Source organism: Micromonospora globosa (assembly GCF_000717585.1).
In the GTDB taxonomy this organism is placed as follows: domain Bacteria; phylum Actinomycetota; class Actinomycetes; order Mycobacteriales; family Micromonosporaceae; genus Micromonospora; species Micromonospora aurantiaca.
Window position 1 is genome coordinate 33,628 of sequence record NZ_JNZR01000012.1, and the last position, 23,165, is coordinate 56,792.

The following is a 23,165-nucleotide window of genomic DNA, read 5'->3' on the forward strand; positions in this document are numbered from 1 at the left end:
GCCGTCGCGCGGCAGGGCCTGCCTGGTCGGCCTCGACCGGACGGGCCGGACGGCCCACCGGTCCGTCGGCGGGGCGGTTGGCTAGCGTGTGTCCATGACGGAACGCACGGTGCTGGTGACCGGAGGCACGGGTGGGCTCGGCGGCGCGGTCACCGCCGCCTTCCTCGACGCGGGCTGGCGGGTGGTCGTACCCCAGCGGGAGCCCGGGACGGACGACGGCCCGGTCCGCGTCGTGGCCGACCTGCTGACGCCCGAGGGGGCCGCGCGGGCGGTCGAGGCCGCGACCGCCGAACCGGCCGCGCCGCTGCGCGCGGTGGTCAACCTCGTCGGCGGGTACGCCGCCGGCGCCCTGGTCCACGAGACCCCGGTCGAGGACTTCGAGCGGATGCTGCGGCTCAACCTGCGCCCGACGTACCTGGTCACCCACGCGGCGTTGCCGCACCTCATGGCGTCCGGCGACGGCGCGTTGGTCTGCGTCTCGGCCCGGGCGGCGGTCACGCCGTTCCCCGGCGCCTCCGGCTACGCCACCGCGAAGGCCGCGGTGCGGGCGTTCGCCGAGACGGTCGCGGTCGAGTACCGGCAGCGCGGCGTGCGGTGCAACACCGTGCTGCCGAGCGTCATCGACACCCCGGCCAACCGCGCCGCCCAGCCCGACGCCGACCACGGGCGCTGGGTGCCGCCGGCCGAGATCGCCGAGGTGATCCGCTTCCTGGCCTCCCCCGAGTCCGCGCCCACCAGCGGCGCGAGCATCCCGGTCTACGGGCGGGCCTGAACCGGCACCGGCCCGTCCCGCCCGGCGCCACCGACCGGGCGGCGCGGGCCGGCCGGAGCCGGGCCGGCCGGAGCCGGGCCGGGACCGGCTGACGGGTCGTCGGGCAGCCACTCGCTCAGGTGCGCCCGGATCCGGCGGGCCACCTCCTCCGGCGGGCCGTTGCCGTCCACCACCACGAAGCTGCCGTACTCCGGCAGGTCCCGGTACGCGGCGGCCGCGGCGGTCAGCCACTCCATGGTCTCGTGGTCGGTGCCGCGCCGCTCGATCCGCCGGTACGCCTCGGCGGGGTCGACGGTGAGCAGGAACGTCACCCGGGGCGCCGGGAAGATCCGGTACCCGGCCCGGGCCAGCCGCTCCCACCGCTGCCCGCCGTGTGCCCGGATGCTGGCGTACTGGCAGGCGGACCACCTGTCCATCACCGCGGTACGCCCGGTCACCAGGCAGCTGAGCAGCGCGAGCGCGATGGCCAACCATCGCAGCACCGACTCGACCACGAGCAGGCCGTCGCGCCCGACGAGCCGCTGCGCGTCCGGACGGCCGACCCGCTGGGCGATACGGCCGAGCCAGCGGCGGCCACCGGCGTTGCGGTGGTACGTGGCGGGACGGCCGGCCGCGGTGAGCGCCTGGGCGAGCCGGTGGGCCTGGGTGGTCTTACCTGAGCCGTCGATGCCGATCAGGGCGACGGTGCGCAGTCGGGCCCTGCCCCGCCGCGTCCGCAGTGAGCTGGCCACCCTCCCGAGGTTATCCGACCGATGCTCACACCGGCCCGTATGTCGCTTTCCTGCCCTGGCGGGCCGATCGCGCCGCAACAGGTGTGACCGGAGCGTCCGCCGGGTACGCATCGTGGTCCCACCGCCCACATGACGACGAGGGAGCCGCAGATGGCCGAGCGCGGGGACGAGACCCTGGTGCACACGCTGAAGAAGGTCGCCGCCGTGCTCAAACAGTCCGAGATCCCGTTCGCGCTCGGTGGCAGCTTCGCGGTGTACGCGCACGGCGGTCACTCCAGCGACCACGACGTGGACTTCCTGCTCCGCGAGGTGGACGTCGACCGGGCGCTGGAGGCGCTGGTCGAGGCCGGCTTCACCGCCGAGCGCCCGCCGGAGGACTGGCTGGTCAAGGTCTACGACGAGGACCGGATGGTGGACCTGATCCACCGGCCGGTGGAGACGCCGGTGACCGAGGAGACGTTCGCCGACACGATCGTGCGCCCGGTCGACGCGATCCACATGCCGGTGCTCTCGGCCAGCCAGCTCATGGTGCACAAGTTGCTCAGCTTCTCCCAGCACTACTGCGACTTCGCCCGCGCCCTGCCGCTGGCCCGCTCGCTGCGGGAACAGATCGACTGGGAACGGGTACGGAAGGAGACGCAGCACTCGCCGTACGCGGAGGCGTTCCTGGTGCTGCTCGACCGGCTGGACGTGCTGCCCGGCGGCGCGCCCGGAGGAAGGGAGACCCTGTGACCGGACTGTCCGGCGACGTTCCCCCCGACGAGTACGTCGAGGCGGAGATCCAGAGCATGCTGGCCGAGGACCCGACCGTGGCCGAGCAGGGCATCACGGTGGTGCGGCGGGAGAACGGGCTGGTGCTCTACGGCGAGGTGGAGAGCCCGCACCGGCGGGAGGAGATCCTGCGGCGGGTGGCCGAGCGCTTCCCGGACACCCACGTGACGAGCGACATCGGGGTGATCCGCACGCAGGCGCCCACCCAGGTCGAGGAGTTGCCGTGAGGGAGGTTCGATGGTGATCCGGATCGCCGCCGTGGGCGACGTGCATCTGGACGAGGACGTGGTGGGCCGGTTCCGCCCCGCGCTGGAGGAGTTGCCCGGCTGCGCCGACGTGCTCCTGCTCGCCGGTGACCTGACCCGGCACGGCACCGAGGCCGAGGCGCGGTGCGTGGCCCGGGAGTTCGGCGACCTCGGCGTACCGGTGATCACCGTGCTCGGCAACCACGACCACCAGTGCGACGAGGTGCCACAGGTGGTGAAGGTGCTGGAGGACGCCGGGATCACGGTGCTGGAGGGCACCGGCGTCGTGGTGGACACCCCCGGCGGACGGCTCGGGGTCGCAGGCGTGAAGGGGTTCGGCGGCGGGTTCGCCGGGCGGTGCGCCAGCGACTTCGGCGAGCCGGAGATGAAGGCGTTCGTGCGGACCACCAGGGAGAGCGCCGACGCGCTCACCGACGCGCTGCTCTCGCTGGACTGCGACGCGCTCGTCGCGCTCACCCACTACTCCCCCGTACCGGACACGCTCGCCGGCGAGCCGCTGGAGATCTACCCGTTCCTCGGCTGCTACCAGCTCGGTCAGGCGATCGACTCCGCACCTACCGCGCTGGCGCTGCACGGGCACGCCCACCACGGCACCGAGCGCGGCACCACACCGGGCGGGGTCCGGGTCCGCAACGTGGCCCACCCGGTGATCAAACAGGCGTACAGCGTCTTCCACCTGGGCGGTGATCAGCTCGACTGAGCGGGAGGTTTCCGGTATCGGGCGCACGGGTATCCAGCCGACATGGAGCTGATTCTCTGGATTCTCGCAGTCGTACTGGTGGTCGCCGGAATTCTCGCCCTGTTCCGCCGGCAGATCCTCTGGGGCATCGTCCTCATCGTCGTCGGCCTGCTGGTCGGCCCGGGTGGCGTCAGCATCTTCAACACGTAACAGCGGTTCTCGTACCCGCCGGGGTCGCCGGGCCCGGGTGTTCCGTCCTGCCGGACCGGAACGTCCGGGCCGGGTGACTCCGGCTTTTCCGCGTCCGGGTCCGGCGGCGCCCGGGCGTTTGCCGGGCCCGTCGAGCGGAAACATCTCGGCCATGGAGATGTCGCAGAGTGTCACCCGGCGCACCGCCGGAGCCCGCCAGTGGTTGGCGTTGCTCGGCTTCGGCGCCGCCACCTTCGCCGCCGCCGCGATCGGCGGGCTGGGTGTCCAGGGCACCTCCGCCGAGTACCAGGGCCTGGAGCAGCCCGCCTGGGCGCCGCCGTCGTGGCTGTTCGGCCCGGTCTGGACCGTGCTCTACGTGCTCATCGCGATCGCCGGCTGGCTGGTCTGGCGGCGGGTCGGTTTCGGCCTCGCGCTCTGGGCCTGGGTCGTGCAGCTCGTGCTGAACGCGATCTGGACCCCGCTGTTCTTCGGCGCCGGGGCGTACGGGCTGGCGTTCGCCGAGATCGTGCTGATGTGGCTGGCGATCGGGGTGACGGTGGCCCTGTTCCGGCGCGTCTCCCGGCCGGCCACGCTGCTGATGCTGCCGTACTGGGCCTGGGTGACGTTCGCGTCCGCGCTGAACTTCGCGGTGTGGCGGCTGAACTCCTGACCGGTACGGGCGCGGGAGCCGCTCGCCCCCGCGCCCGCCGGGTTCAGCAGCGGGGTACGCCCGGGATGTAGCCGTCGTACCCGGTGTAGACGTAGGCGTCGGAGATGAACCGGCCGGAGCCGATCCGGTCCCAGATCGAGCTGGTGCCGTAGGTGCCGGTGACGCTGGTGCCGCTGGTCTGGCACTGGATGGTCACCTTCGCCCCGTCGGCCACCGTGCCGACCGAGCTGTAGCCGGTGCCGGGGCCGGAGCGGACCGTCAGCGGGGAGCCGGCCGTGTTGACGGTGCCCTCGCCGGTGTTCGTCCCGCCGCAGCCGTTGTCACTGGTGTAGGTCTTGGTGCCCCAGTAGAGCGCCTGGACGCCGTTGAACTTGATCTTCACAGAGCTGCCGTTGAGACGCTGCTCGTAGTGCAGGTGCGGGCCGGTGGAGCCGCCGGTCGTGCCGACGTACCCGATCACCCGGCCGTAGCCGACGGTCTGCCCGACGGAGACGTTGAAGGCGTTCAGGTGGGCGTAGTAGGTGGTGTGACCGCCGCCGTGGTTGATCCGGACGTACTTGCCGTAGCTGGTGTCGCCGAGGTTGGTCACCACGTCGACAGTGCCGGGTGCGCTGGCGACCACCGGGTCGCCCAGGTCGTCGGTGCGGTTGAAGTCGATCGCGTTGGCCGGGCTGTGGTTGGTCCGGGTCTGACCGGACCAGGACTGGTTGCACGGGAACGGGACCTTGAACGTCGGGGCGGCCATCGCCGGCGCGGCCGGTACAAGGGTCGCCGCCAGGACCGCGGCGCTCGCCCCGAGGGCGAGCCATCGCTTACGCATCCACTGCCTCCAATGTTGAAAGTCTTCAATGTGATGCGGACATCCTGACAGAAAGTTCCGTTCCCGGGAAGATTCGTGGGAGCGCACCCATCACCGGTGGTCAGGGTTTCGGGATTGTTACCGGGCCGTGTCCGGCCAGGGGTGGACCCGGCACGATGCAAGCGCTTACATGTGAGGACGACCATCGGACCGGCGCGGGTTCGATCCCCCCACGCGCCGGCAAGGAAGGAGATCGGCATGGCGTTTGCCAGATCGCGCCAGGCGCTCGCGGTCGCCGGCGTCCTGGGGCTGGCGCTCGGCGTCGCCGCCTGCGGCACCGGCAACGACAAGAAGAGCAGCAACGCGGGCTCGGCCGAGTGCGGCGCATATGAGAAGTACGACGGTCACGACGGCAAGAAGGTGACCATCTACTCCTCGATCCGTGACATCGAGGACGAGCGCCTCCAGCAGTCCTGGAAGGAGTTCGAGGACTGCACCGGCATCGAGATCGACCACGAGGGCTCCGGCGAGTTCGAGGCGCAGCTGCCGGTGCGGGTGGACGGCGGCAACGCCCCCGACCTCGCCTTCATCCCGCAGCCGGGTCTGCTGAAGCGGTTCGTCGACTCGGGCAAGCTCAAGCCGGCCGGCGCCGACACCAAGGCCATGGCCGAGCAGAACTACTCCGCCGACTGGCTGAAGTACAGCACCGTCAACGGCCAGTTCTACGGCGCCCCGCTCGGCTCCAACGTGAAGTCCTTCGTGTGGTACTCGCCGAAGACCTTCAAGGAGAAGGGCTGGACCGTCCCCACCACGTGGGACGACCTGATCAAGCTCTCCGACCAGATCGCGGCCAGCGGCACCAAGCCGTGGTGCGCCGGCATCGAGTCCGGTGACGCCACCGGCTGGCCGGCCACCGACTGGATCGAGGACGTGCTGCTGCGCACCGGTGGCCCGGACGTCTACGACAAGTGGACCACCCACGAGATCCCGTTCAACGACCCGCAGGTGGCCGACGCGCTCAACCGGGCCGGCACCATCCTGAAGAACGAGAAGTACGTCAACGGCGGCTTCGGCGGCGTGAAGAGCATCGCCACCACCTCGTTCCAGGAGGCGGGCACGCCGATCACCACCGGCAAGTGCGCGCTGCACCGGCAGGCGTCCTTCTACGCCAACCAGTGGCCCGAGGGCACCAAGGTGGCCGAGGACGGCGACGTCTTCGCGTTCTACTTCCCGGCCATCGACCCGTCGAAGGGCAAGCCGGTGCTGGGCGGCGGCGAGTTCGTCGCGGCCTTCGCCGACCGTCCCGAGGTCCAGGCGGTGCAGACCTACCTGGCCTCCGGCGAGTACGCCAACAGCCGCGCCAAGATCGGTGACTGGGTCTCCGCGAACAAGAAGCTGGACCTGAACAACGTCCCGAACCCGGTGGACAAGCTCTCCGTGGGCATCCTCCAGGACGAGAAGACGGTCTTCCGCTTCGACGGCTCGGACCTGATGCCGGCCGCGGTCGGCGCCGGCACCTTCTGGAAGGGCATGGTGGCCTGGATCAACGGCAAGGACACCACCGCCGTCCTGAACGACATCGAGGGCAGCTGGAAGTGATCTAGCAGGTGGCCCGGTCCGCGGACGCGGACCGGGCCACCTCTGCTAGCCGAACCCTTGAGGGAGGGTCGATGGAGTTCGACTTCGCGGCGGAGCAGCCGAAGTTCCTCATGCTCATGTACGGGCTGATCGCCTTCGTCGCGGTGGTGGGCGGGCTGCTCCTGCTTCTCGACGTGGTGCCGTCGTTCTTCGCCCGGCGCCGGGAGGCGCAGCTGGTCGCGGCCTCCGCGAGCGGCGCGCCGCTGCCCCGCCGGCGCAAGCAGCGCGAGGGCACGTTCGCGTTCTTCTTCCTGTTGCCGACGCTGCTGCTGCTCGCCATCGGGCTGGTGGTCCCCGCCATCCGCACCACGCTGCTCTCCTTCATGGACTCCGGCAGCAACAACTGGGTGGGCCTGGACAACTACCGCTGGATGTTCGCCGAGGACTCGATCGTCCGGGTCCTGATCAACACGCTGATCTGGGTGCTCCTGGTGCCGCTGGTGGCCACCGGGTTCGGCCTGATCTACGCGGTCCTGGTGGACAAGGCCCGGTTCGAGGCCGTGGCCAAGTCCCTGATCTTCCTGCCGATGGCGATCTCGTTCGTCGGCGCCTCCATCATCTGGAAGTTCGTCTACGCCTACCGGGGCGAGGGCGACCAGATCGGCCTGCTCAACCAGATCGTGGTGAGCCTGGGCGGCGAGCCGAAGCAGTGGCTGCTGGACTCGCCGCTGAACACGTTCCTGCTCATCGTGATCATGGTGTGGATCCAGGCCGGTTTCGCGATGGTGGTGCTCTCCGCCGCGATCAAGGCCATCCCGGCCGACATCGTCGAGGCGGCCCGGCTGGACGGCACCACCCCGTGGCAGATGTTCTGGCGGATCACCATGCCGAGCATCCGGCCGGCGCTGATCGTCGTGGTGGTGACGCTGTCCATCGCGACGCTCAAGGTCTTCGACATCGTCCGGACCGCCACGAACGGCAACTACGACACGAACGTGATCGCGACCGAGATGTACAACCAGGCGTTCCGCTACCAGGAGAACGGTCAGGGCTCGGCGCTGGCGGTGTTCCTGTTCGTCCTGGTGATCCCGATCGTGATCTACCAGATCCGCAACCTGCGCAAGCAGCGGGAGGGCTGAGATGACCACCGCCACGCCCACCGTCGGAGTCGGCGCCCAGGCCACCGAGCCGACCACCCGGGGCGCCCGGGTGCGCAAGCGCCTGAACAGCCGTACCGCCACGCTCGTGTCGATCGTGATCGCGGTGCTCTGGACGATCCCGACCTTCGGCCTGTTCATCTCCTCGATCCGGCCGGAGAACGAGATCAAGACCACCGGGTGGTGGACGTTCTTCAGCAACCCGCAGATCACGCTGGAGAACTACCAGGAGGTGCTGTTCAGCCGCGGCTCGTCCGGGCAGCTGGCCAGCTACTTCATCAACTCGCTGGCGATCACCATCCCCTCGGTGCTCTTCCCGCTGGCCTTCGCGTCGCTCGCCGCGTACGCGCTGGCGTGGATGAACTTCAAGGGGCGGGACTGGGTCTACATCGGGATCTTCGCGCTGCAGATCGTGCCGTTGCAGATGGCCCTTGTGCCGCTGCTGCGGTTCTTCTCCACCGGCGTCACCATCGCCGGGGTGCAGATCCTCCCCGCGTGGGACCTGGTCGACGAGCAGAAGTTCGCCCAGGTGTGGTTCGCGCACACCTGCTTCGCGCTTCCGTTCGCCGTGTTCCTGCTGCACAACTTCATCTCGCAGCTCCCCGGCGACCTGATGGAGGCGGCCCGGGTCGACGGGGCCACCCACCCGAAGATCTTCCGCACCATCGTGCTGCCGCTGATCACGCCCGCGCTGGCGGCGTTCGGCATCTTCCAGTTCCTCTGGGTCTGGAACGACCTGCTGGTCGCGCTGATCTTCGCCGGCGGCGGCGACGAGACCGCCCCGATGACAGTCCGGCTCGCGGAGCTGGCCGGCACCCGCGGCAACGAGTGGCAGCGGCTGACGGCCGGCGCGTTCGTGTCGATCGTCGTACCGCTGATCGTGTTCCTGTCCCTCCAGCGCTTCTTCGTGCGAGGTCTGCTCGCCGGCAGCGTCAAGGGTTGATCCGGCGCCCCGCCGCCGGCACGGCCGGCGGCGGGGTCCGGGTCACAGCGGGGAGCTCACGATGACCAGGATTGACGACGTCGCCCGTCTGGCCGGGGTCTCCACGGCCACCGTCTCCCGGGCGCTGCGGGGCCTGCCGACGGTCTCGGCCGCGACCCGCCGCCGGGTGCTCGCCGCCGCCGAACAGCTCCAGTACGCGGTGTCGCCCAGCGCGAGCCGCCTGGCCGGCGGCCGGACCGGCACCGTGGCGGTGGTGGTGCCCCGGATCACCAGATGGTTCTTCGGCACCGTGGTGGAGGCGGTCGAGGAATTCCTCCAGGACAGCGGCTACGACCTGCTGCTCTACAACCTCGGCGGCCGGGAGCAGACCCGGCAGCGGGTGCTGCGCACGGCGAGCCTGCACAAGCGGGTGGACGCGATCATCCTGGTCGCGACCCCGCTGCGCGCGGCCGACGTGCACGCGCTGACGAAGCTGGACCTGCCGGGCGTGACGATCAGCTCCGGCAGCGAGGTGCCCGGGTGGCCCTGCGTCCGGATCGACGACGTGGCCGCTGCCCGGACCGCCACCCGCCACCTGCTCGACCTCGGCCACACCCGGATCGCGCACATCTCCGGCGACCCGGACGACGAACTGGCCTTCACCACCCACCTGGACCGGCGGCGCGGCTACCAGGAGGCGTTGCGGGCCGCCGGGCTGCGGCCCGACCCGAGCCTCGACGTCGAGTCGCGCTTCACCATCGACGGGGGCACCCGGGCCACCACCGAGCTGCTGGCCCGGGGCGAGCCGCCGACGGCCATCTTCGCCGCCTGCGACGAGATGGCGATGGGCGCGATCACCGCGCTGCGCGACGCCGGGCTGCGGGTGCCGGAGGACGTCAGCGTGATGGGCATCGACGACCACGACCTGGCCGGCGTGCTCGGGCTCTCGACGATCGCCCAGCCGGCCGCCGAGCAGGGGCTGCTCGCCGCCCGCATCCTGCTCGACCCGCTCGGCGTACGGGCCGCCGAGCCGTACCCCGGCCTGGTGCCCGCGCCGCGCGGCCCCGACACCGACGACGGGACACCGCCCCCGGTGATCCTGCCCACTCGCCTGGTGGTGCGCGAATCGACAGCGCCGCCCCGGGCACACTGAAGAACTCGCTCGTCCCGCACCACCCAGACAGGAGTAAGGCGCTGAACACCGACGCGACGCAGCAGGCCCCGGGCACCGGCTGGTGGACCGAGGCGGTCATCTACCAGGTCTACCCGCGCTCGTTCGCCGACTCCGACGGCGACGGGATCGGCGACCTGCCGGGCATCACGTCCCGGCTCGACCACCTCGCCGAGCTGGGAGTCGACGCGCTCTGGCTGTCCCCGTTCTACCCGTCCCCGCAGGCCGACGCCGGGTACGACGTGTCCGACTACCGCGACGTCGACCCGCTGTTCGGCACGCTCGCCGACGCCGACAAGCTGATCGCCGAGGCGAAGGCCCGCGGGCTGCGGGTGATCGTCGACCTGGTGCCCAACCACACCTCCTCCGCGCACCGCTGGTTCACCGCGGCAGTCGCCGCCGCGCCGGGCAGCCCGGAACGGCAGCGCTACGTCATCCGCGACGGCAGGGGCCCGGACGGCGCCGAGGCGCCGAACGACTGGGTGAGCGTGTTCGGCGGCCCCGCCTGGACCCGGCTGCCCGACGGGCAGTGGTACCTGCACCTGTTCGACTCCGGCCAGCCCGACCTCAACTGGGACAACCCGGAGGTGCGCGAGGAGTTCCTCGACGTGCTGCGCTTCTGGCTGGACCGGGGCGTGGACGGCTTCCGGGTGGACGTGGCGCACGGCCTGATCAAGCAGGCCGACCTGGCCGACTGGCAGGAGCCGCAGGAGATCCTCTCCGGCAGCGAGGTGGACAAGCCGCGCCCGCCGATGTGGGACCAGGACGGCGTGCACGAGATCTACCGGGAGTGGCGGCGGGTGCTCGACTCGTACCCCGGTGAGCGGATCCTGGTCGCCGAGGCGTGGGTGGAGCCGGCCGAGCGCCTGGCCCGGTACGTGCGCCCCGACGAGATGCACCAGGCCTTCAACTTCGAGTACCTGCTGGCCGCGTGGACCGCGCCGGCCCAGTACGCGGTGATCACCCGCTCGCTGGAGGCCACCGACTCCGTCGGCGCGCCCACCACCTGGGTGCTGTCCAACCACGACGTGGTGCGGCACGCCTCCCGGCTCGGGCTCGGCACCGCCGGCGGCCGGGCCAACGGCGTCGGCGTGGACGACCCGCAGCCGGACGCCGCGCTGGGCCTGCGCCGGGCCCGGGCGGCCAGCCTGCTGATGCTCGCGCTGCCCGGCTCCGCCTACCTCTACCAGGGTGAGGAACTGGGGCTGCCGGAGCACACCACGCTGCCCGACGAGGCCCGCCAGGACCCGACCTGGAAGCGCAGCGGGCACACCGAGCGCGGCCGGGACGGCTGCCGGGTGCCGATCCCGTGGGAGGCCGACGCCCCGTCGTACGGCTTCGGGCCGACCGACGCGAGCTGGCTGCCCCAGCCGCCGGTGTGGGCCGAGTACGCGCTGGACCGGCAGCGCGGCGTGCCCGGCTCGACGTACGAGCTGTACCGGACCGCGCTGCGGCTGCGCCGCGAGCACGCGCTGGCCCGGGGCCCGCTGCGGTTCCTGACCTCCGGCGACGAGGTGCTCACGTTCACCAACGGCGACCTCACCGTGCTGACCAACTTCGGTGCCGACCCGGCGCCGTTGCCGGCCGGCGCGCAGGTGCTGGTGTCGAGCGCGCCGCTGGACGGCGACGCGGTCCCCACGGACGTCACGGTCTGGTTCCGGGTGTAAGGAAGGGCCCCTTCTTAACGCCTCCGGTAGAGCAGGGGCCCCTTCTTAACACTCACCGTTAAGAAGGGGCCCTTCCTTCCTCCAGGCGGTCGGCGCGGGCGTGCAGCAGGTCGTGCACCTGCGCGATGTCCCGCGGCGACGTACGCGCGGCCAGCCAGTACATGATCCCGGTCGGGATGAAAAAGAGCTGGAACGCGGCCAGCCCGACCGCGTAGTTCAGCGGCGGCGGGAAGGCCGCCCGCAGCCCTGCGAACGCCACGCCGACCAGCCCGTTGCCCGCCGCCCGGCCCACGCCGTTGACCAGGTTGCCCAGGCTGTAGACGGTGCCCCGGTGCTCGGGCGGGTTGACGTCGGCGATCAGGGCGAACCAGTTCGGCGAGTTCGCCGACGTCAGCGCCAGCGCCACCACGGCGGTGAGCAGGCTCAGCCCCACCGACGGCTCGGTCAGCACGCTGGACAGCACGGCTGTCACCACCGCGCCGGAACCGGCGCCGTCGGGCACGTCGATGCGGATCGGCACGAAGAACAGGACCAGGTAGAACGGCAGCGCCGCGAGGATGCCGACGGCCGCGACCATGGCCCGGCCGCTGGGCGTACGCCGTTGCAGCGCGTCACCCACCAGACCGCCCACGATGGACAGCACGCCGCCGAGCTGGAACAGGGTGGCGAAGACGCTGCCCACCACCACGGCTGTGGCCGGTGAGTAGCCCTGCGCCTCGGCCCGCTGGCTGAACAGCACCGGCAGCCATACCAGCGAGCCGAACGCGGCCTGGGCGGTCAGCCCCTGCATGATCAGCCAGCGGTTGGTCCGGCGGGCCAGGATCCGGGGCAGGTCGGCACGGCTGATCCGGTAGTCGTACTCGTTCCCGGCGTCGATCGCCCCGGCCAGCTCCGGTTCGCTCTGCCCGCGCCGGATGTCGTAGGTGAACAGGTACGCCACTGTGGCGGCCAGGCCCACGCCGGTCAGCAGCAGGAACGGCCGCCGCCAGTCGGTCGCGCCGAGCACGCCGCCGAGCAGCGTCCCGGCCAGCGTGCCGACGCCCTGGGACAGCCCCCAGAAGCTCATCACCAGGCCCCGGCGGCGCGGCGAGATCAGGTCGGTGACCACCGAGAAGCCGACCGAGCCCACCGCGCCGAGCCCGACCGCGCCGACGAACTGCGCGACCAGGAACGTCGCGTACCCCCCGGCCAGCGCGCTGCCCCCGGTGCCGGCCGCCCAGAGCAGCGTGCCGACCATGAGCAGCGGCTTGCGGTTGGTGCGGTCCCCCACGTAGGCCCAGGCCACCGCCGCCACCGCGCTGACCAGAAAGCTGACGGCGGTGACCAGGCCGAGCATCCGCTGGGGTACGTCGAGGGCGGTGGAGATCGGCCCGTACAGCGGAGGCACCAGGCCGATCGCCACGTTGTCCAGCGAGGCGAGCACCACGAAGACCACGACGCTGTACAACCGGTGTGCCGTGTTCCCGCGCCGGGAGATCCTCGTGCCCTTCATGCAGGGCAGCCAATCAGGTGCGGGCCGGATCCGGGACACCGACCCCGGCCGGGGCGCGTGTTAAGAAGGGGCCCCTCCTCTACCGCAGGCGTTAAGAAGGGGCCCTTCCTTACCCCCGGGCGTGGGCGTAGCGCTCGCGGATGGCGGGCACCGCCTCGCCGGTGTACTCCTCGGTGTCGCCGATCGACCAGGCGGGCGGGGTCTCGCCGCCGAGCGCCACCCAGGCGGCCTGCCGGGCCGCGCCGTCGGCCACGTACTCGCCCGGCGGCGGCACCACCACCGGGCGGCCGAAGACCTGCGGCGCGATCCGGCGCACCGCCGCGGACCGGGCGCCGCCGCCGACCAGGATGATCCGGTCGGCGCGGGCACCCTGTGCGATGAGCGCGTCCAGGCCGTCGGCCAGCCCGCAGAGCATGCCCTCCACCGCGGCCCGGGCCAGGTGCGCCGGGGTCGAGGTGCGCAGCGTCAGGCCCTTCAGCTCGCCGTTGGCGTGCGGCCGGTCCGGCGTCCGCTCCCCTTCCAGGTACGGCACCAGCACCAGCCCGTCCGCGCCGGGCGGGGCGGACAGGGCCAGCTCGCCGAGCCGGTCGAGGTCGACGCCGAGCAGCGTCGCGGCGGCGTCCAGCACCCGGGCGGCGTTGAGCGTGCACACGAGCGGCAGGTACCGGCCGGTGGCGTCGGCGAACCCGGCAACCGCGCCGGTGGAGTCGGCGGCCGGCGTGTCCGCCACCGCGAAGACGGTGCCGGAGGTGCCGATCGAGACGACCACGTCGCCCGGGCTGGCCCCGGCGCCGAGCGCCGCGGCGGCGTTGTCCCCGGTCCCCGGCCCGAGGAGCACCGGGCCTCCGGACGGACCGGCCGCGCCGGACGCCGCGCCGCCGCCGAACACCGCCGGGTCGAGGTGCCCGGCCACCTCGGCGGGGCCGAGCACGACCGGCACCTTCGGGCGCCGGCCGAAGGCCCGCTCCAGCAGGTCCAGCCGGTACTCGCCGGTACGCGGCGACCAGTAGCCGGTACCGCTGGCGTCGCCCCGGTCGGTACGCAGCGCGTCCAGCTCGGGCGCGCCTGCGAGCCGCCAGGTGAGCCAGTCGTGCGGCAGGCAGACGGCGGCGACCCGGTCGGCGTTGTCCGGCTCGTGCCGGGCCAGCCAGCGCAGCTTCGTCGCGGTGAAGCTGGCCACCGGCACCGCGCCGGTCGCCTCGGCCCAGAACCGGCGGCCGGTCTCCCCGCCGCCGGCCTCCTCGACCAGTTCCCGGGCCGCGTCGGCGGAGCGGGTGTCGTTCCACAGCAGCGCCGGGCGGACCACCTCACCGGAGGTGTCCAGGCAGACCATGCCGTGCTGCTGGCCGCCGACCGAGATGGCGGCCACGTCGCCCAGGCCACCGGCCTCGGCGACCGCCGCCTGCAGGGCCTCCCACCAGGCGTACGGGTCGACCTCGGTGCCGGGCGGGTGCGGCGCGCGGCCCTGCCGGACCAGCGCGCCGGTCTCCGCGTCCCGGACGACCACCTTGCAGGACTGGGTCGACGAGTCGACCCCCGCGACGAGCGGCATGGCGGCCCGCCTCAGCGCGCGCCGAGCACGTGCTCGACGGCGAGCTGGTTGAGCCGGACGAAGCCGAAACCCTTCGCCCCGGCGGCCTCCGGGTCGAACTCCTCGAACGCGGTCCGGTCGGCCAGCAGCTCGCGGTAGCCCTCACCGGGGTTGAGCGTCGGGGTGGCCAGCTCGGCCACCCGGGCGGCGGCGAGCGCCTCGACCACCTCCGGGTCGGCGCGGAACGCCGCGGCCCGCTCCTTGAGCAGCAGGTACGTCCGCATGTTCGCCTCGGCGGAGGCCCACACGCCGGTCATGTCCTCGGTGCGGGACGGCTTGTAGTCGAAGTGGCGCGGGCCGTCGTAGGCCGGGCCGCCGTTCGGGCCGCCGTGCTCCAGCAGGTCGACCAGGGCGAACGCGTTGAGCAGGTCGCCGTGGCCGAAGACCAGGTCCTGGTCGTACTTGATGCCGCGCTGGCCGTTGAGGTCGATGTGGAACAGCTTGCCCTGCCAGAGCGCCTGGGCGATGCCGTGGGCGAAGTTCAGCCCGGCCATCTGCTCGTGCCCGACCTCCGGGTTGAGCCCGACCATCTCCGGGCGGGCCAGCGTGGAGATGAACCCGAGCGCGTGGCCGACCGTGGGCAGCAGGATGTCGCCGCGCGGCTCGTTCGGCTTGGGCTCCAGGGCGAAGCGCAGGTCGTAGCCGTTGTCGACGACGTACTCGCAGAGCAGGTCGACGGCTTCGCGGTAGCGGTCCAGCGCGGCCTGGACGTCCTTCGCCACGTCGTACTCGGCGCCCTCCCGGCCGCCCCACATGACGAACGTCTTCGCGCCCATCTCGGCGGCCAGGTCGATGTTGCGCAGCACCTTGCGCAGCGCGTACCGGCGGACGTCGCGGTCGTTGCTGGTGAAGCCGCCGTCCTTGAACACCGGGTGGTTGAACAGGTTGGTGGTGACCATCGGCACGACCAGGCCGGTCTCGTCGAGGGCCTTGCGGAAGCGGCTCAGCCGGGCGTCGCGGGTGGCGGCGTCCGCGCCGAACGGGACCAGGTCGTCGTCGTGGAAGGTGATGCCGTACGCGCCCAGCTCGGCGAGCCGGTGCACCGCCTCGACGGCGTCCAGCTCGGGCCGGGTGGCGTCACCGAACGGGTCACGGGCCGGCCAGCCCACCGTCCAGAGACCGAAGGAGAACTTGTCCGCGGGGGTGGGGCGGGGTGCCATGGCAGACCTCCAGGTGGTGGTGTCGTCCGCGATTTGTTCAGCGGTTGAATTAAATGGCGGCGATGTGGCAGTGTCAAGAGGTGACAAGCGCCAGCACCGCCGGGGCGGTCCGGCAGGGCAGCCTGCGCGAGTTGAACCTCGCAGTGGTGCTGCGGCGGATCGCCGCCGCCGACCGGCCGCCCTCGCGCGCCGGGATCGCCGCCGACACCGGCCTGACCCGGGCCACCGTCTCCGCCGTCGTGGACGACCTGATCGCCGGCCGGCTGGTCGCCGAGGCGGAGCCGGAGCCGCGTACCGGTGCGGGCCGTCCCGCCCGGGGCCTGGTGCTCGCCTCCGACGGCCCGGCCGGGCTCGGCCTGGAGGTGAACGTCGACTACCTGGCGGCCTGCGTCGTCGACCTGACCGGCACGGTCCGGCACCACCTGGTCCGCCGCGCCGACCTGCGCCCGGTCTCCCCCGCCGACGCGCTCGCCCGGCTCGCCGCGCTCGCCGCCGAGGCGCGCGCTGCCGCCGTACGCGACGGGCTGACCCTGGCCGGCGCGGCGCTCGCCGTGCCGGGCCTGGTGGGCGACGGCGGCCTGGTCCGGCTCGCGCCGAACCTGGGCTGGCGTGACGTGGACGTGCCGGCGCTGCTGGCCGGGCACCCGCTGGCCGAGCCGGTCGACGGGGTGCCGCCGCTGGTGGTCGACAACGAGGCGAACCTGGCCGCGCTCGGCGAGCTGTACGCCGGCCCGCCCGGCCCGCGCAGCTTCCTGCACGTCACCGGCGAGATCGGCATCGGCGCCGGGATCGTGCTCGACGGCGCGCTCTACCGGGGCGCGCGCGGCTGGAGCGGAGAGATCGGTCACTTCCCGGTGCAGCCGCAGGGGCGGCCGTGCCGCTGCGGCGGCCAGGGCTGCCTGGAGCGGTACGCGGGCCAGGAGGCGATCCTGGCCGCCGCCGGGCTGCCCGGCGCGGAACTGCCGGCTGATACCGCCGCCACCCGGCTCGGCGACCTGGCCGAGGCCGGTGACCCGGCCACGCTGACCGCCCTGACCGACGCCGGCACCGCCCTCGGGGTGGCGGTGGCGGGCGTGGTGAACCTGCTGGACCTGGACACGGTGGTGCTCGGGGGCGGATACGCCCGGCTCGCGCCCTGGCTGCGGCCGACTGTGGAGGCGGAGGTCTCCCGCCGGGTGCTCACCGCCGGGTGGGCGCCGGTCACTGTGCGGCCGGCGGTGCTCGGCGCGCAGTCCGCGGCGGTCGGCGGCGCCGGGTCGGTGGTCCGCCGGATCGTCGACCGGCCGGTGGGCTGGCTGGCCCGGACCACCTGAGCCGGGATGATCCTCGACGGGCATTCCGTGCCTGCGCTCGGTACGCTTGCCGCCGGGCAACAAGTCCGCCGAGCGAGGGGTGCACCGACAGCATGCGCAGGGGTCGACCGACCGAAGCGCCCGGCCACCGGAGGTGACCGCCGCGCGCCGGGGCGGTGTCGCGGGGCCGGTCAGCGGCGGTGGACACGCCTCGCGGAGACGGCCCCGGCGGGTTGCCGAGGCCGCGCTACCGGCTGACGACCGTCTGGCCCGGGAACTGCTGGACGGGCTCGCCGAGGCCGTCGTGACGGTCGACCACGCAGGCGTGGTGACGCTCGTCAACGCGATGGCCGCCGACCTGCTCCCCGAGGTGGCGCCCGGCGTCGACCTGGCCGCGTGCCGGGTACCGGCGCTGGCCGACGCGGCCGCCGCCGGATCGGACGCGTTCGAGACCGAACACCACGGCCGGCGGCTGCGCGGCCTGCGGCGTCCCCTGGCCGACGACCGCAGCGCCTGGTACGTCCGGGACGTCACCGAGGAACACGCGCGCACCGACGCGCTGCTGGCCGAACGGTCGCGCACCGCGTTCCTCGCCGAGGCGGGCAGCCGGCTCGGGCTGTCCCTGCACCGCGAGCAGACGCTGCGTACCGCCGTGACGCTGCCGGTGCCCTACCTGGCCGACGCGGCAGTCGTGGTGCACCGCCCGCCTCCGCCCGCCGAGGACCAGCCGCACTGGATCCGGTACGCCACCGGCGATCCCGGCCCGGTCACCGGCCTGGCCGGCTGGCACACGGTGGAGTCCGTCCCCGGCCTGGTCGAGGCGCTCGAAGGCGACCTCACCGAACCGAGTCCCTGGCTGGACGCCGAGCTGGCCGACCTGGCCGAGGTGCTGCCCGCCGGGTTCGGCCGCCCGGGCACCGTGTTGATCAGCCCGATGCCCAGCGCGGGCGGCCCGGCCGGCGCGCTGGTGCTGGCCCGCCGCCGGGAGCGGCCCGGTTTCGACAAGCGGGAGATCGGCCTGGCCCGGGAGTTCGCCGGCCGGGCCGGCGCCGCGCTGGCCGCAGCCGAGCTGTACGGCGAGCAGGCGCACCTGGCCCGGGTGCTCCAGAACAGCCTGCTCCCGCCGGCGCTGCCCCGCCTGCCCGGGATGACGCTCGCCGGCGGTTACCGCGCCGCCGGGGACAGCCTGCGCATCGGCGGCGACTTCTACGACCTGTTCCCCACCGGCGACGGCGGCCTGTTCGCGCTCGGCGACGTCTGCGGCAAGGGCGTCGGTGCGGCCGTGCTGACCGGCCGGGTCCGCCAGTCGCTGCAGACCCTGCGCCTGGTCGAGCAGCGTCCCCGGGAACTGCTGGAGCTGCTCAACCGGGCGCTGCTGGACGCTCCCGACGCGGCCCGCCGGGCCCAGTTCACCACGCTCCTGCTCGGCGCGCTGCGCCGTGAGCCGGACGGCGGGCTGCTGATCCGGGTGGCGGGTGGCGGGCACCCCGCTCCGCTCGTCGTCCGTGCCGGCGGCGGCGTCGAGACGATCCGGGTCGGCGGCATGCCGGTGGGCGCGCTCACCGACGCCCGGTTCGCCGACGCAGAGGTCCGGCTGGCCCCGGGTGACCTGCTGCTGGCGTACACCGACGGGGTGACCGAGGCCCGGGGCGGCCCGACCGAGCCGGCCATGTTCGGCGACGCCCGGTTGCGTCAGGCGCTCGCCACCGGCACCGGGCTTCCGCCCGCCGCGCTCGTGGACCGGGTGCTCCAGCTCGTCGACGAGTGGCTGGACGGGCAACCCCACGACGACATCGCCATGCTCGCCGTGGCGGCCGGGTGACACCACCGCCGCCCGACCGCCCCACCCCCGCGGCCGGGCGCCGGATCGGGCCGGAGACGCTCGCCGCGTACCTCGACCACCTGGACGCCGCCGACCGGTCCGGCGCTGTGGCGCTGGCGCGCGGCCTGCTGGCGGACGGCTTCTCGGTCGCGGACGTCCTGGTCGACCTGGTCGCGGTGGCGCAGCGGGAGGTCGGCCGGCGCTGGCTTACCGGCTCGTGGAGCGTCGCCCAGGAGCACGCCGCCACTCACGTCAGCGAGCAGGTGGTGGACGCGCTGGGCGCGACGGTCGGCCCACCGCGACGCGGGCACGTGGTGATGGCCTGCGTGGAGGGCGAGTGGCACGCGCTGGCCGCCCGCATCGTCACCGAGGTGGTCCGGGCGGCCGGCTGGCGGGTGACGTTCCTCGGCGCCAGCGTGCCGGCCCGGCATCTGGTCTCGTACCTGCACCAGACCGGCCCGGACGCGGTGCTGCTGAGCTGCGTGCAGCCGAACCGGCTGGTCCGGGCGGCGCGGATGGTGGAGGCCAGCCGCGCGGCCGGTGTGCCGGTGCTCGCCGGTGGTCCCGGCTTCGGCCCGGACGGCCGGTGGGCCACCGCTATCGGCGCGGCGGGCTGGGGCGCCAGCGCCCGGGACGCGGTGGCGCTGCTGGAACGGCCGTTGTCGGCCGCGCACACCGGGTCGCCGCCGCCCCCGCCCGACGACGCGTACGTGGCGGTACTGCACCGGCGGCGTGAGCTGGTCGGGCTCGCGCTCGCCGCGGTGAACCCGCCGCAGGAGAGCGCCGAGGAGGTCGCCGCCGGCATCGCGCACCTGGTGGACGCGCTGATCGCGGCCGTGCGGGTGGACGACGACCGGCTGCTGCGCGACTTCGTCGGGTGGCAGGAGGAGGCGCTGACCTCCCGGGGCGGCCGGGCGCTGCTGGACGAGGTGCTCGGCACGCTGGAACGGGCGCTCACCGAGCATCCCCGGGTGGTGACCCGGCTGCGGGCCGCCCGCGAAGCCGCGCCGGACGGCCGTTCAGGCTGAGTCAGGCGGTACGGGCCACCGGCGGCTCACCGGACGGCCGGGCGGGGTCGCCGATCCGTTCCCCGGACGGTTGCAGCATCGGCCAGCCCTCCGCCACCGGGGCCTCGCCTCGCCGGCCCACCTCGTCGAACTCGCGCATGCCGCGTACCAGCGCGGCCCGGCCCTCCGGGCTCATCCCGGCCAGGATCCGCTCCAGCCGGTGCCGCCGGTCGGCACGCAGCTCGGCGAGGAGCCGGAGGGCGGCGGGCGTGAGGTGCAGCGAGATCTCCCGCCGGTCGTAGCGGCCCGGCTCGCGTTCCAGCATCCCGGCCGCGACGAGCCGGTCGCACAGCCGGCTGGCGGAGGAGAGCAACATGTCGGTCAGGGTGGCGAGCCGGCGGAGGTTGATGCCGTCATACTGCTCGACGACCATGATCGCGCGTAGCTGGGCACTCGACAGCCGGCTGGTGGTGCGCTCCCGGGCCGCCTCCCAGACGGCGAGCAAGGTGCCTGCCGCCTCGTCCAGTGCGGCGGACATACTCGTTTCAGGTTCCCGGGGACTGCGCTCTTCGGTCATGGTGGCCCGAGACTACTCCCCGGATCTGCCCGGCGACCTGTGCAAAGGAGCAAAGATGAGCGGAGCGGAGGGCCGCGCGCGCCGGGTCCTGACCGAGGCGCCGACGGATCTCATCGTGGACCGGCTCGCCGCCGAGCTGGCGCGCACGTACGGCGTCGCCCGCACCGAGCTGTACCAGGTCGACTACCGGCTCGCCGAGCTGCTGCCGCTGGATGACGGCCCGTCGGTCACCGGCCCCGGCCACCCGGCCTGGCGCGCCTTCGACCACCAGGAGCCGGTGATCGCCGACGGCGTCGGCTGGTTCCCGGTGGGCATGCGCGGCGAACGCCGGGGCGTGCTGAAGGTCTCGCCGGTACCCGCCGACCCGCACGCCCGCCGGGAGCTGGACACCATCGCCACTGTGCTCGGGCACGAGCTGAGCGCGGTCACGGCGACCACCGACATCTACCGCACCGCCCGGCGCAGCCGGCGGCTCACGCTGGCCGCCGAGATGCAGTGGGAGCTGCTGCCCGGGCGCAGCCGGATCCGGCCGTCGTTCAGCCTGGCCGGGCAGTTGGAGCCGGCGTACGCGGTGCGCGGGGACAGCTTCGACTGGTCCGACGACGGTCACCGGCTCTGGCTGGCGGTGCTGAACGGCTACGGCGAGGGGGTTGCGGCGGCGCTGCTCGCCTCGCTGGCCACGTACGCGCTGCGCAACGCGCGCCGGGCCGGGCTCGACCTGGCCGACCAGGCGGCGCTGGCCGACCAGGCGATCTACGCCCAGCACCGGGGCGAACAGCACGTCTCCGTGCTCCTGATCGAGCTGGATCTGGCCACCGGCGAGATGACTGTGGTCGACGCCGGTTCGCCGCGGCTGCTGCGGCTGCGGGCCGGTGAGGTGACCGAGCAGGAGCTGGACAAGCAGTTCCCGCTCGGCATGTTCGAGGGCACCGACTACCGCCCGCAGCGGTTCCGGCTGGAGCGCGAGGACCGGCTCTTCGTGGTCAGCGACGGCGTGATCGACGCCACCACCGAGCAGGTGCGCTACGGCGAGGTGGCGCTGGACCGGTTCCTGCGCCGGACCGGCCCGATGGAGCCGCTGGACGCGGTCCGGTCGCTGATCGGCGACCTGCGGGCCTTCGTCGCCGGTGACCTGGTGGACGACGCGGTGGTGGTCTGCCTGGACTGGCTCGGGCCGCAGCCCTGACCCGCCCCCTCAGTACGCGCCGCGGCTGTTGAGCACCGCGCCGAACGTCTTCCAGAGGATGGTCAGGTCCGCGGCCAGCGACCAGTTCTCCACGTAGTAGAGGTCCAGCCGGATGCCGTCCTCCCAGCTCAGGTCCGACCGGCCGCTGACCTGCCAGAGGCCGGTCATGCCGGGCTTGACCAGCAGCCGGCGTGCCACGTCGCCGTCGTAGCGGGCAACCTCGGACGGCAGCGGCGGGCGCGGACCGACCAGGCTCATCTGGCCGAGCAGCACGTTGGCGAGCTGGGGCAGCTCGTCCAGCGACCACTTGCGCAGCAGCCGGCCGACCCGGGTGACGCGCGGGTCGTCGCGCATCTTGAACATCAGGCCGTCGGTCTCGTTGCGCGCGGCCAGCTCGGCGAGCAGGGCGTCGGCGTTGACCACCATGGTGCGGAACTTGAAGACGCCGAACTCCTCGCCGCCCTGGCCGACCCGGGTCTGCCGGAACAGCACCGGGCCGCGGCTGTCGATCTTGATGGCCAGCGCGATCACGATCAGCAGCGGCGCCAGGACGAGCAGGGCGATCAGCGAGAGGGACCGGTCGACGAAGCCCTTGACCAGCTTGCGGGCGCCGCGGAACTCGGGCGCCTCGACGTGGATCAGCGGCAGGCCGGCGACCGGACGGGTGTGGATGCGGGGGCCGGCCACGTCGGTGAGCGCCGGCGCCACCACCAGGTCGACGCCCGTGCCCTCCAGCTGCCAGCCGAGGCGGCGCAACCGGGTCGCGGTCAGCTCGCCCGAGGCGGTGACCGCCACCGTGTCGGCGCCGATCGCGGTGGCGGCCTCCGGGATGCCCCGGAAGCTGCCGACCACCGGCACGTCGCCCAGCCGCTGCGGCACCGGGGCGAGCAGCGCGTCCGGGATGCACGCGCCGACCACCTGGTAGCCGGCGTACGGCTCCCGGCGCAGCGTGTGCACCAGCTCCAGCACGTGCGCGGTGTCGCCCACCACGAGCACCTTGCGGGACCAGCCGGCGCCCCGGTCGCGGGCCCGGTGCAGCCGCTTGCGGGCCGCGAACCGCGCCACCTCCAGGCCGATCGTGCCGACCGCGAAGGAGATGGCCAGGAAACCCCGGGAGACGCCGACGTCGGCGATGTACCCGGCGATGGCGATGCCGCCGGCGAGTCGCATGCTGGCCGCGCTGACCCGGCGGTACTCGTCGGCGCCGTAGCCGAGCACCTGGTCGTCGTAGCAGCGCATCGCCTTGAGCGAGACGAGCCAGACCAGCAGGAGCGCCGGGGCGACCACCACGTACGGGATCTCGGACCCGGTCGGTTCCTCGTCGCCGAACCGGGCCAGGTAACCGACCAGGATGGCCACGGCGAGCACGGCGGTGTCCAGCACCACCAGGACCCGGATGTAGGCCCGCTCCGCGGCTCGTGTCGTCTTGCCGGGGCGTTCACCACCGGGTCGCGACGACGTGGCAGGGGTCAACAGCGTCGCCGAGGTCACCGGCCCTCCCCACTTCGCTCAGGACCGCCCCGTCGCCGCCCGGCTCCGGTGTGGAGCCCGCGGTCGAGGCACCCGGTCATCATGCCTGGACAATTATGGTTACCGATTGATTCGGACGCATTACCGTCAGTTCTCATCCCGTGTCTTGACCCGGGAAGCCTTCCGCCGTACCGGA

General features: G+C 73.2%; 21 protein-coding genes and 1 pseudogene. 15 read left to right on the forward strand and 7 right to left on the reverse strand.

Annotated features, from left to right (window positions below; genetic code table 11):
* Positions 1 to 94: 94 nt before the first annotated feature.
* Positions 95 to 772 carry an SDR family NAD(P)-dependent oxidoreductase gene (locus IF06_RS0113580; RefSeq protein ID WP_030271321.1) on the forward strand — a complete coding sequence of 226 codons (678 nt, stop codon included), beginning with the start codon at positions 95 to 97 and terminating at the stop codon, positions 770 to 772.
* Here IF06_RS0113580 and IF06_RS0113585 read toward each other — a convergent pair.
* Positions 757 to 1,503 carry a dTMP kinase gene (locus IF06_RS0113585; RefSeq protein ID WP_013475421.1) on the reverse strand — a complete coding sequence of 249 codons (747 nt, stop codon included), beginning with the start codon at positions 1,501 to 1,503 and terminating at the stop codon, positions 757 to 759. The two genes, IF06_RS0113580 and IF06_RS0113585, sit on opposite strands and share 16 nt — an antisense overlap.
* A 150-nt stretch (positions 1,504 to 1,653) precedes the next feature.
* Between IF06_RS0113585 and IF06_RS0113590 the strand changes: the two genes are divergently transcribed.
* From IF06_RS0113590 to IF06_RS0113610, 5 genes and pseudogenes are all read left to right on the forward strand, one after another.
* Positions 1,654 to 2,235 (forward strand): nucleotidyltransferase, encoded by a 582-nt coding sequence (locus IF06_RS0113590; RefSeq protein WP_013288157.1) that lies wholly within the window; start codon positions 1,654 to 1,656, stop codon positions 2,233 to 2,235.
* A 56-nt stretch (positions 2,236 to 2,291) separates the two neighbouring features.
* Positions 2,292 to 2,501, forward strand: coding sequence for a hypothetical protein (locus IF06_RS0113595; protein WP_225319459.1), 210 nt, complete (start codon positions 2,292 to 2,294; stop codon positions 2,499 to 2,501).
* Positions 2,502 to 2,511: 10 nt separating this feature from the next.
* Positions 2,512 to 3,292: pseudogene (locus IF06_RS0113600) on the forward strand (metallophosphoesterase family protein).
* The gene (locus IF06_RS33930; protein WP_013288160.1) at positions 3,283 to 3,429 is read left to right on the forward strand and encodes a GPGG-motif small membrane protein; all 147 of its coding nucleotides are present in this window, start codon (positions 3,283 to 3,285) and stop codon (positions 3,427 to 3,429) included. The pseudogene IF06_RS0113600 and the gene IF06_RS33930 overlap by 10 nt, the downstream one beginning before the upstream one ends.
* A gap of 151 nt (positions 3,430 to 3,580) precedes the next feature.
* Positions 3,581 to 4,078 carry a TspO/MBR family protein gene (locus tag IF06_RS0113610; protein WP_030271325.1) on the forward strand — a complete coding sequence of 166 codons (498 nt, stop codon included), beginning with the start codon at positions 3,581 to 3,583 and terminating at the stop codon, positions 4,076 to 4,078.
* 43 nt (positions 4,079 to 4,121) lie between these two features.
* On the opposite strand, the gene IF06_RS0113615 is transcribed toward IF06_RS0113610, so the two are convergent.
* Positions 4,122 to 4,898: a M23 family metallopeptidase gene (locus tag IF06_RS0113615; RefSeq protein WP_013288162.1), complete on the reverse strand. Its 777-nt coding sequence runs from the start codon at positions 4,896 to 4,898 to the stop codon at positions 4,122 to 4,124.
* 237 nt (positions 4,899 to 5,135) lie between these two features.
* Here IF06_RS0113615 and IF06_RS0113620 point away from each other — a divergent pair, with 237 nt between their 5' ends.
* The 5 genes from IF06_RS0113620 (at position 5,136) to IF06_RS0113640 (ending at position 11,372) form a co-directional block, all read left to right on the forward strand.
* Entirely contained in the window at positions 5,136 to 6,476 is a 1,341-nt protein-coding gene (locus IF06_RS0113620; protein ID WP_030271327.1) for an ABC transporter substrate-binding protein, read from the forward strand.
* A gap of 71 nt (positions 6,477 to 6,547) precedes the next feature.
* Positions 6,548 to 7,594, forward strand: coding sequence for a carbohydrate ABC transporter permease (locus IF06_RS0113625; protein ID WP_030271329.1), 1,047 nt, complete (start codon positions 6,548 to 6,550; stop codon positions 7,592 to 7,594).
* Between the two features lies 1 nt (position 7,595).
* Complete coding sequence (locus tag IF06_RS0113630; RefSeq protein ID WP_030271330.1) at positions 7,596 to 8,555, forward strand: carbohydrate ABC transporter permease; 960 nt, start codon at positions 7,596 to 7,598, stop codon at positions 8,553 to 8,555.
* A 61-nt stretch (positions 8,556 to 8,616) separates the two neighbouring features.
* Positions 8,617 to 9,687 carry a LacI family DNA-binding transcriptional regulator gene (locus IF06_RS0113635; RefSeq protein WP_013288166.1) on the forward strand — a complete coding sequence of 357 codons (1,071 nt, stop codon included), beginning with the start codon at positions 8,617 to 8,619 and terminating at the stop codon, positions 9,685 to 9,687.
* Positions 9,688 to 9,728: 41 nt separating this feature from the next.
* A complete protein-coding gene (locus IF06_RS0113640; RefSeq protein WP_030271332.1) occupies positions 9,729 to 11,372 on the forward strand; it encodes an alpha-amylase family glycosyl hydrolase in 1,644 nt (547 codons plus the stop codon).
* A 58-nt stretch (positions 11,373 to 11,430) separates the two neighbouring features.
* Here the strand turns inward: IF06_RS0113640 and IF06_RS0113645 are convergent, their stop codons facing one another.
* The 3 genes from IF06_RS0113645 to xylA form a co-directional block, all read right to left on the reverse strand.
* Positions 11,431 to 12,864, reverse strand: coding sequence for an MFS transporter (locus IF06_RS0113645; RefSeq protein WP_030271334.1), 1,434 nt, complete (start codon positions 12,862 to 12,864; stop codon positions 11,431 to 11,433).
* Between the two features lie 109 nt (positions 12,865 to 12,973).
* Complete coding sequence (gene xylB, locus IF06_RS0113650) at positions 12,974 to 14,416, reverse strand: xylulokinase (RefSeq protein ID WP_030271336.1); 1,443 nt, start codon at positions 14,414 to 14,416, stop codon at positions 12,974 to 12,976.
* Between the two features lie 11 nt (positions 14,417 to 14,427).
* Positions 14,428 to 15,615 carry a xylose isomerase gene (gene xylA, locus IF06_RS0113655; protein ID WP_013288170.1) on the reverse strand — a complete coding sequence of 396 codons (1,188 nt, stop codon included), beginning with the start codon at positions 15,613 to 15,615 and terminating at the stop codon, positions 14,428 to 14,430.
* A gap of 53 nt (positions 15,616 to 15,668) precedes the next feature.
* Between xylA and IF06_RS0113660 the strand changes: the two genes are divergently transcribed.
* The 3 genes from IF06_RS0113660 (at position 15,669) to IF06_RS0113670 (ending at position 19,757) form a co-directional block, all read left to right on the forward strand.
* Positions 15,669 to 16,928: an ROK family protein gene (locus tag IF06_RS0113660; RefSeq protein ID WP_030271339.1), complete on the forward strand. Its 1,260-nt coding sequence runs from the start codon at positions 15,669 to 15,671 to the stop codon at positions 16,926 to 16,928.
* A gap of 133 nt (positions 16,929 to 17,061) precedes the next feature.
* Positions 17,062 to 18,729: a PP2C family protein-serine/threonine phosphatase gene (locus tag IF06_RS0113665; protein ID WP_030271342.1), complete on the forward strand. Its 1,668-nt coding sequence runs from the start codon at positions 17,062 to 17,064 to the stop codon at positions 18,727 to 18,729.
* Positions 18,726 to 19,757, forward strand: coding sequence for a cobalamin B12-binding domain-containing protein (locus IF06_RS0113670; protein WP_030271344.1), 1,032 nt, complete (start codon positions 18,726 to 18,728; stop codon positions 19,755 to 19,757). Before IF06_RS0113665 ends, IF06_RS0113670 begins: the two co-directional genes overlap by 4 nt.
* Before the next feature lies 1 nt (position 19,758).
* On the opposite strand, the gene IF06_RS0113675 is transcribed toward IF06_RS0113670, so the two are convergent.
* Complete coding sequence (locus IF06_RS0113675; protein ID WP_013288174.1) at positions 19,759 to 20,274, reverse strand: MarR family winged helix-turn-helix transcriptional regulator; 516 nt, start codon at positions 20,272 to 20,274, stop codon at positions 19,759 to 19,761.
* Positions 20,275 to 20,368: 94 nt separating this feature from the next.
* On the opposite strand from IF06_RS0113675, the gene IF06_RS0113680 reads away from it, so the two are divergent.
* A complete protein-coding gene (locus tag IF06_RS0113680; RefSeq protein ID WP_013288175.1) occupies positions 20,369 to 21,499 on the forward strand; it encodes a PP2C family protein-serine/threonine phosphatase in 1,131 nt (376 codons plus the stop codon).
* Between the two features lie 9 nt (positions 21,500 to 21,508).
* On the opposite strand, the gene IF06_RS0113685 is transcribed toward IF06_RS0113680, so the two are convergent.
* On the reverse strand, positions 21,509 to 22,990 hold the full coding sequence (locus tag IF06_RS0113685; protein WP_013288176.1) for a sugar transferase: 1,482 nt from the start codon (positions 22,988 to 22,990) through the stop codon (positions 21,509 to 21,511).
* Positions 22,991 to 23,165 lie beyond the last annotated feature (175 nt).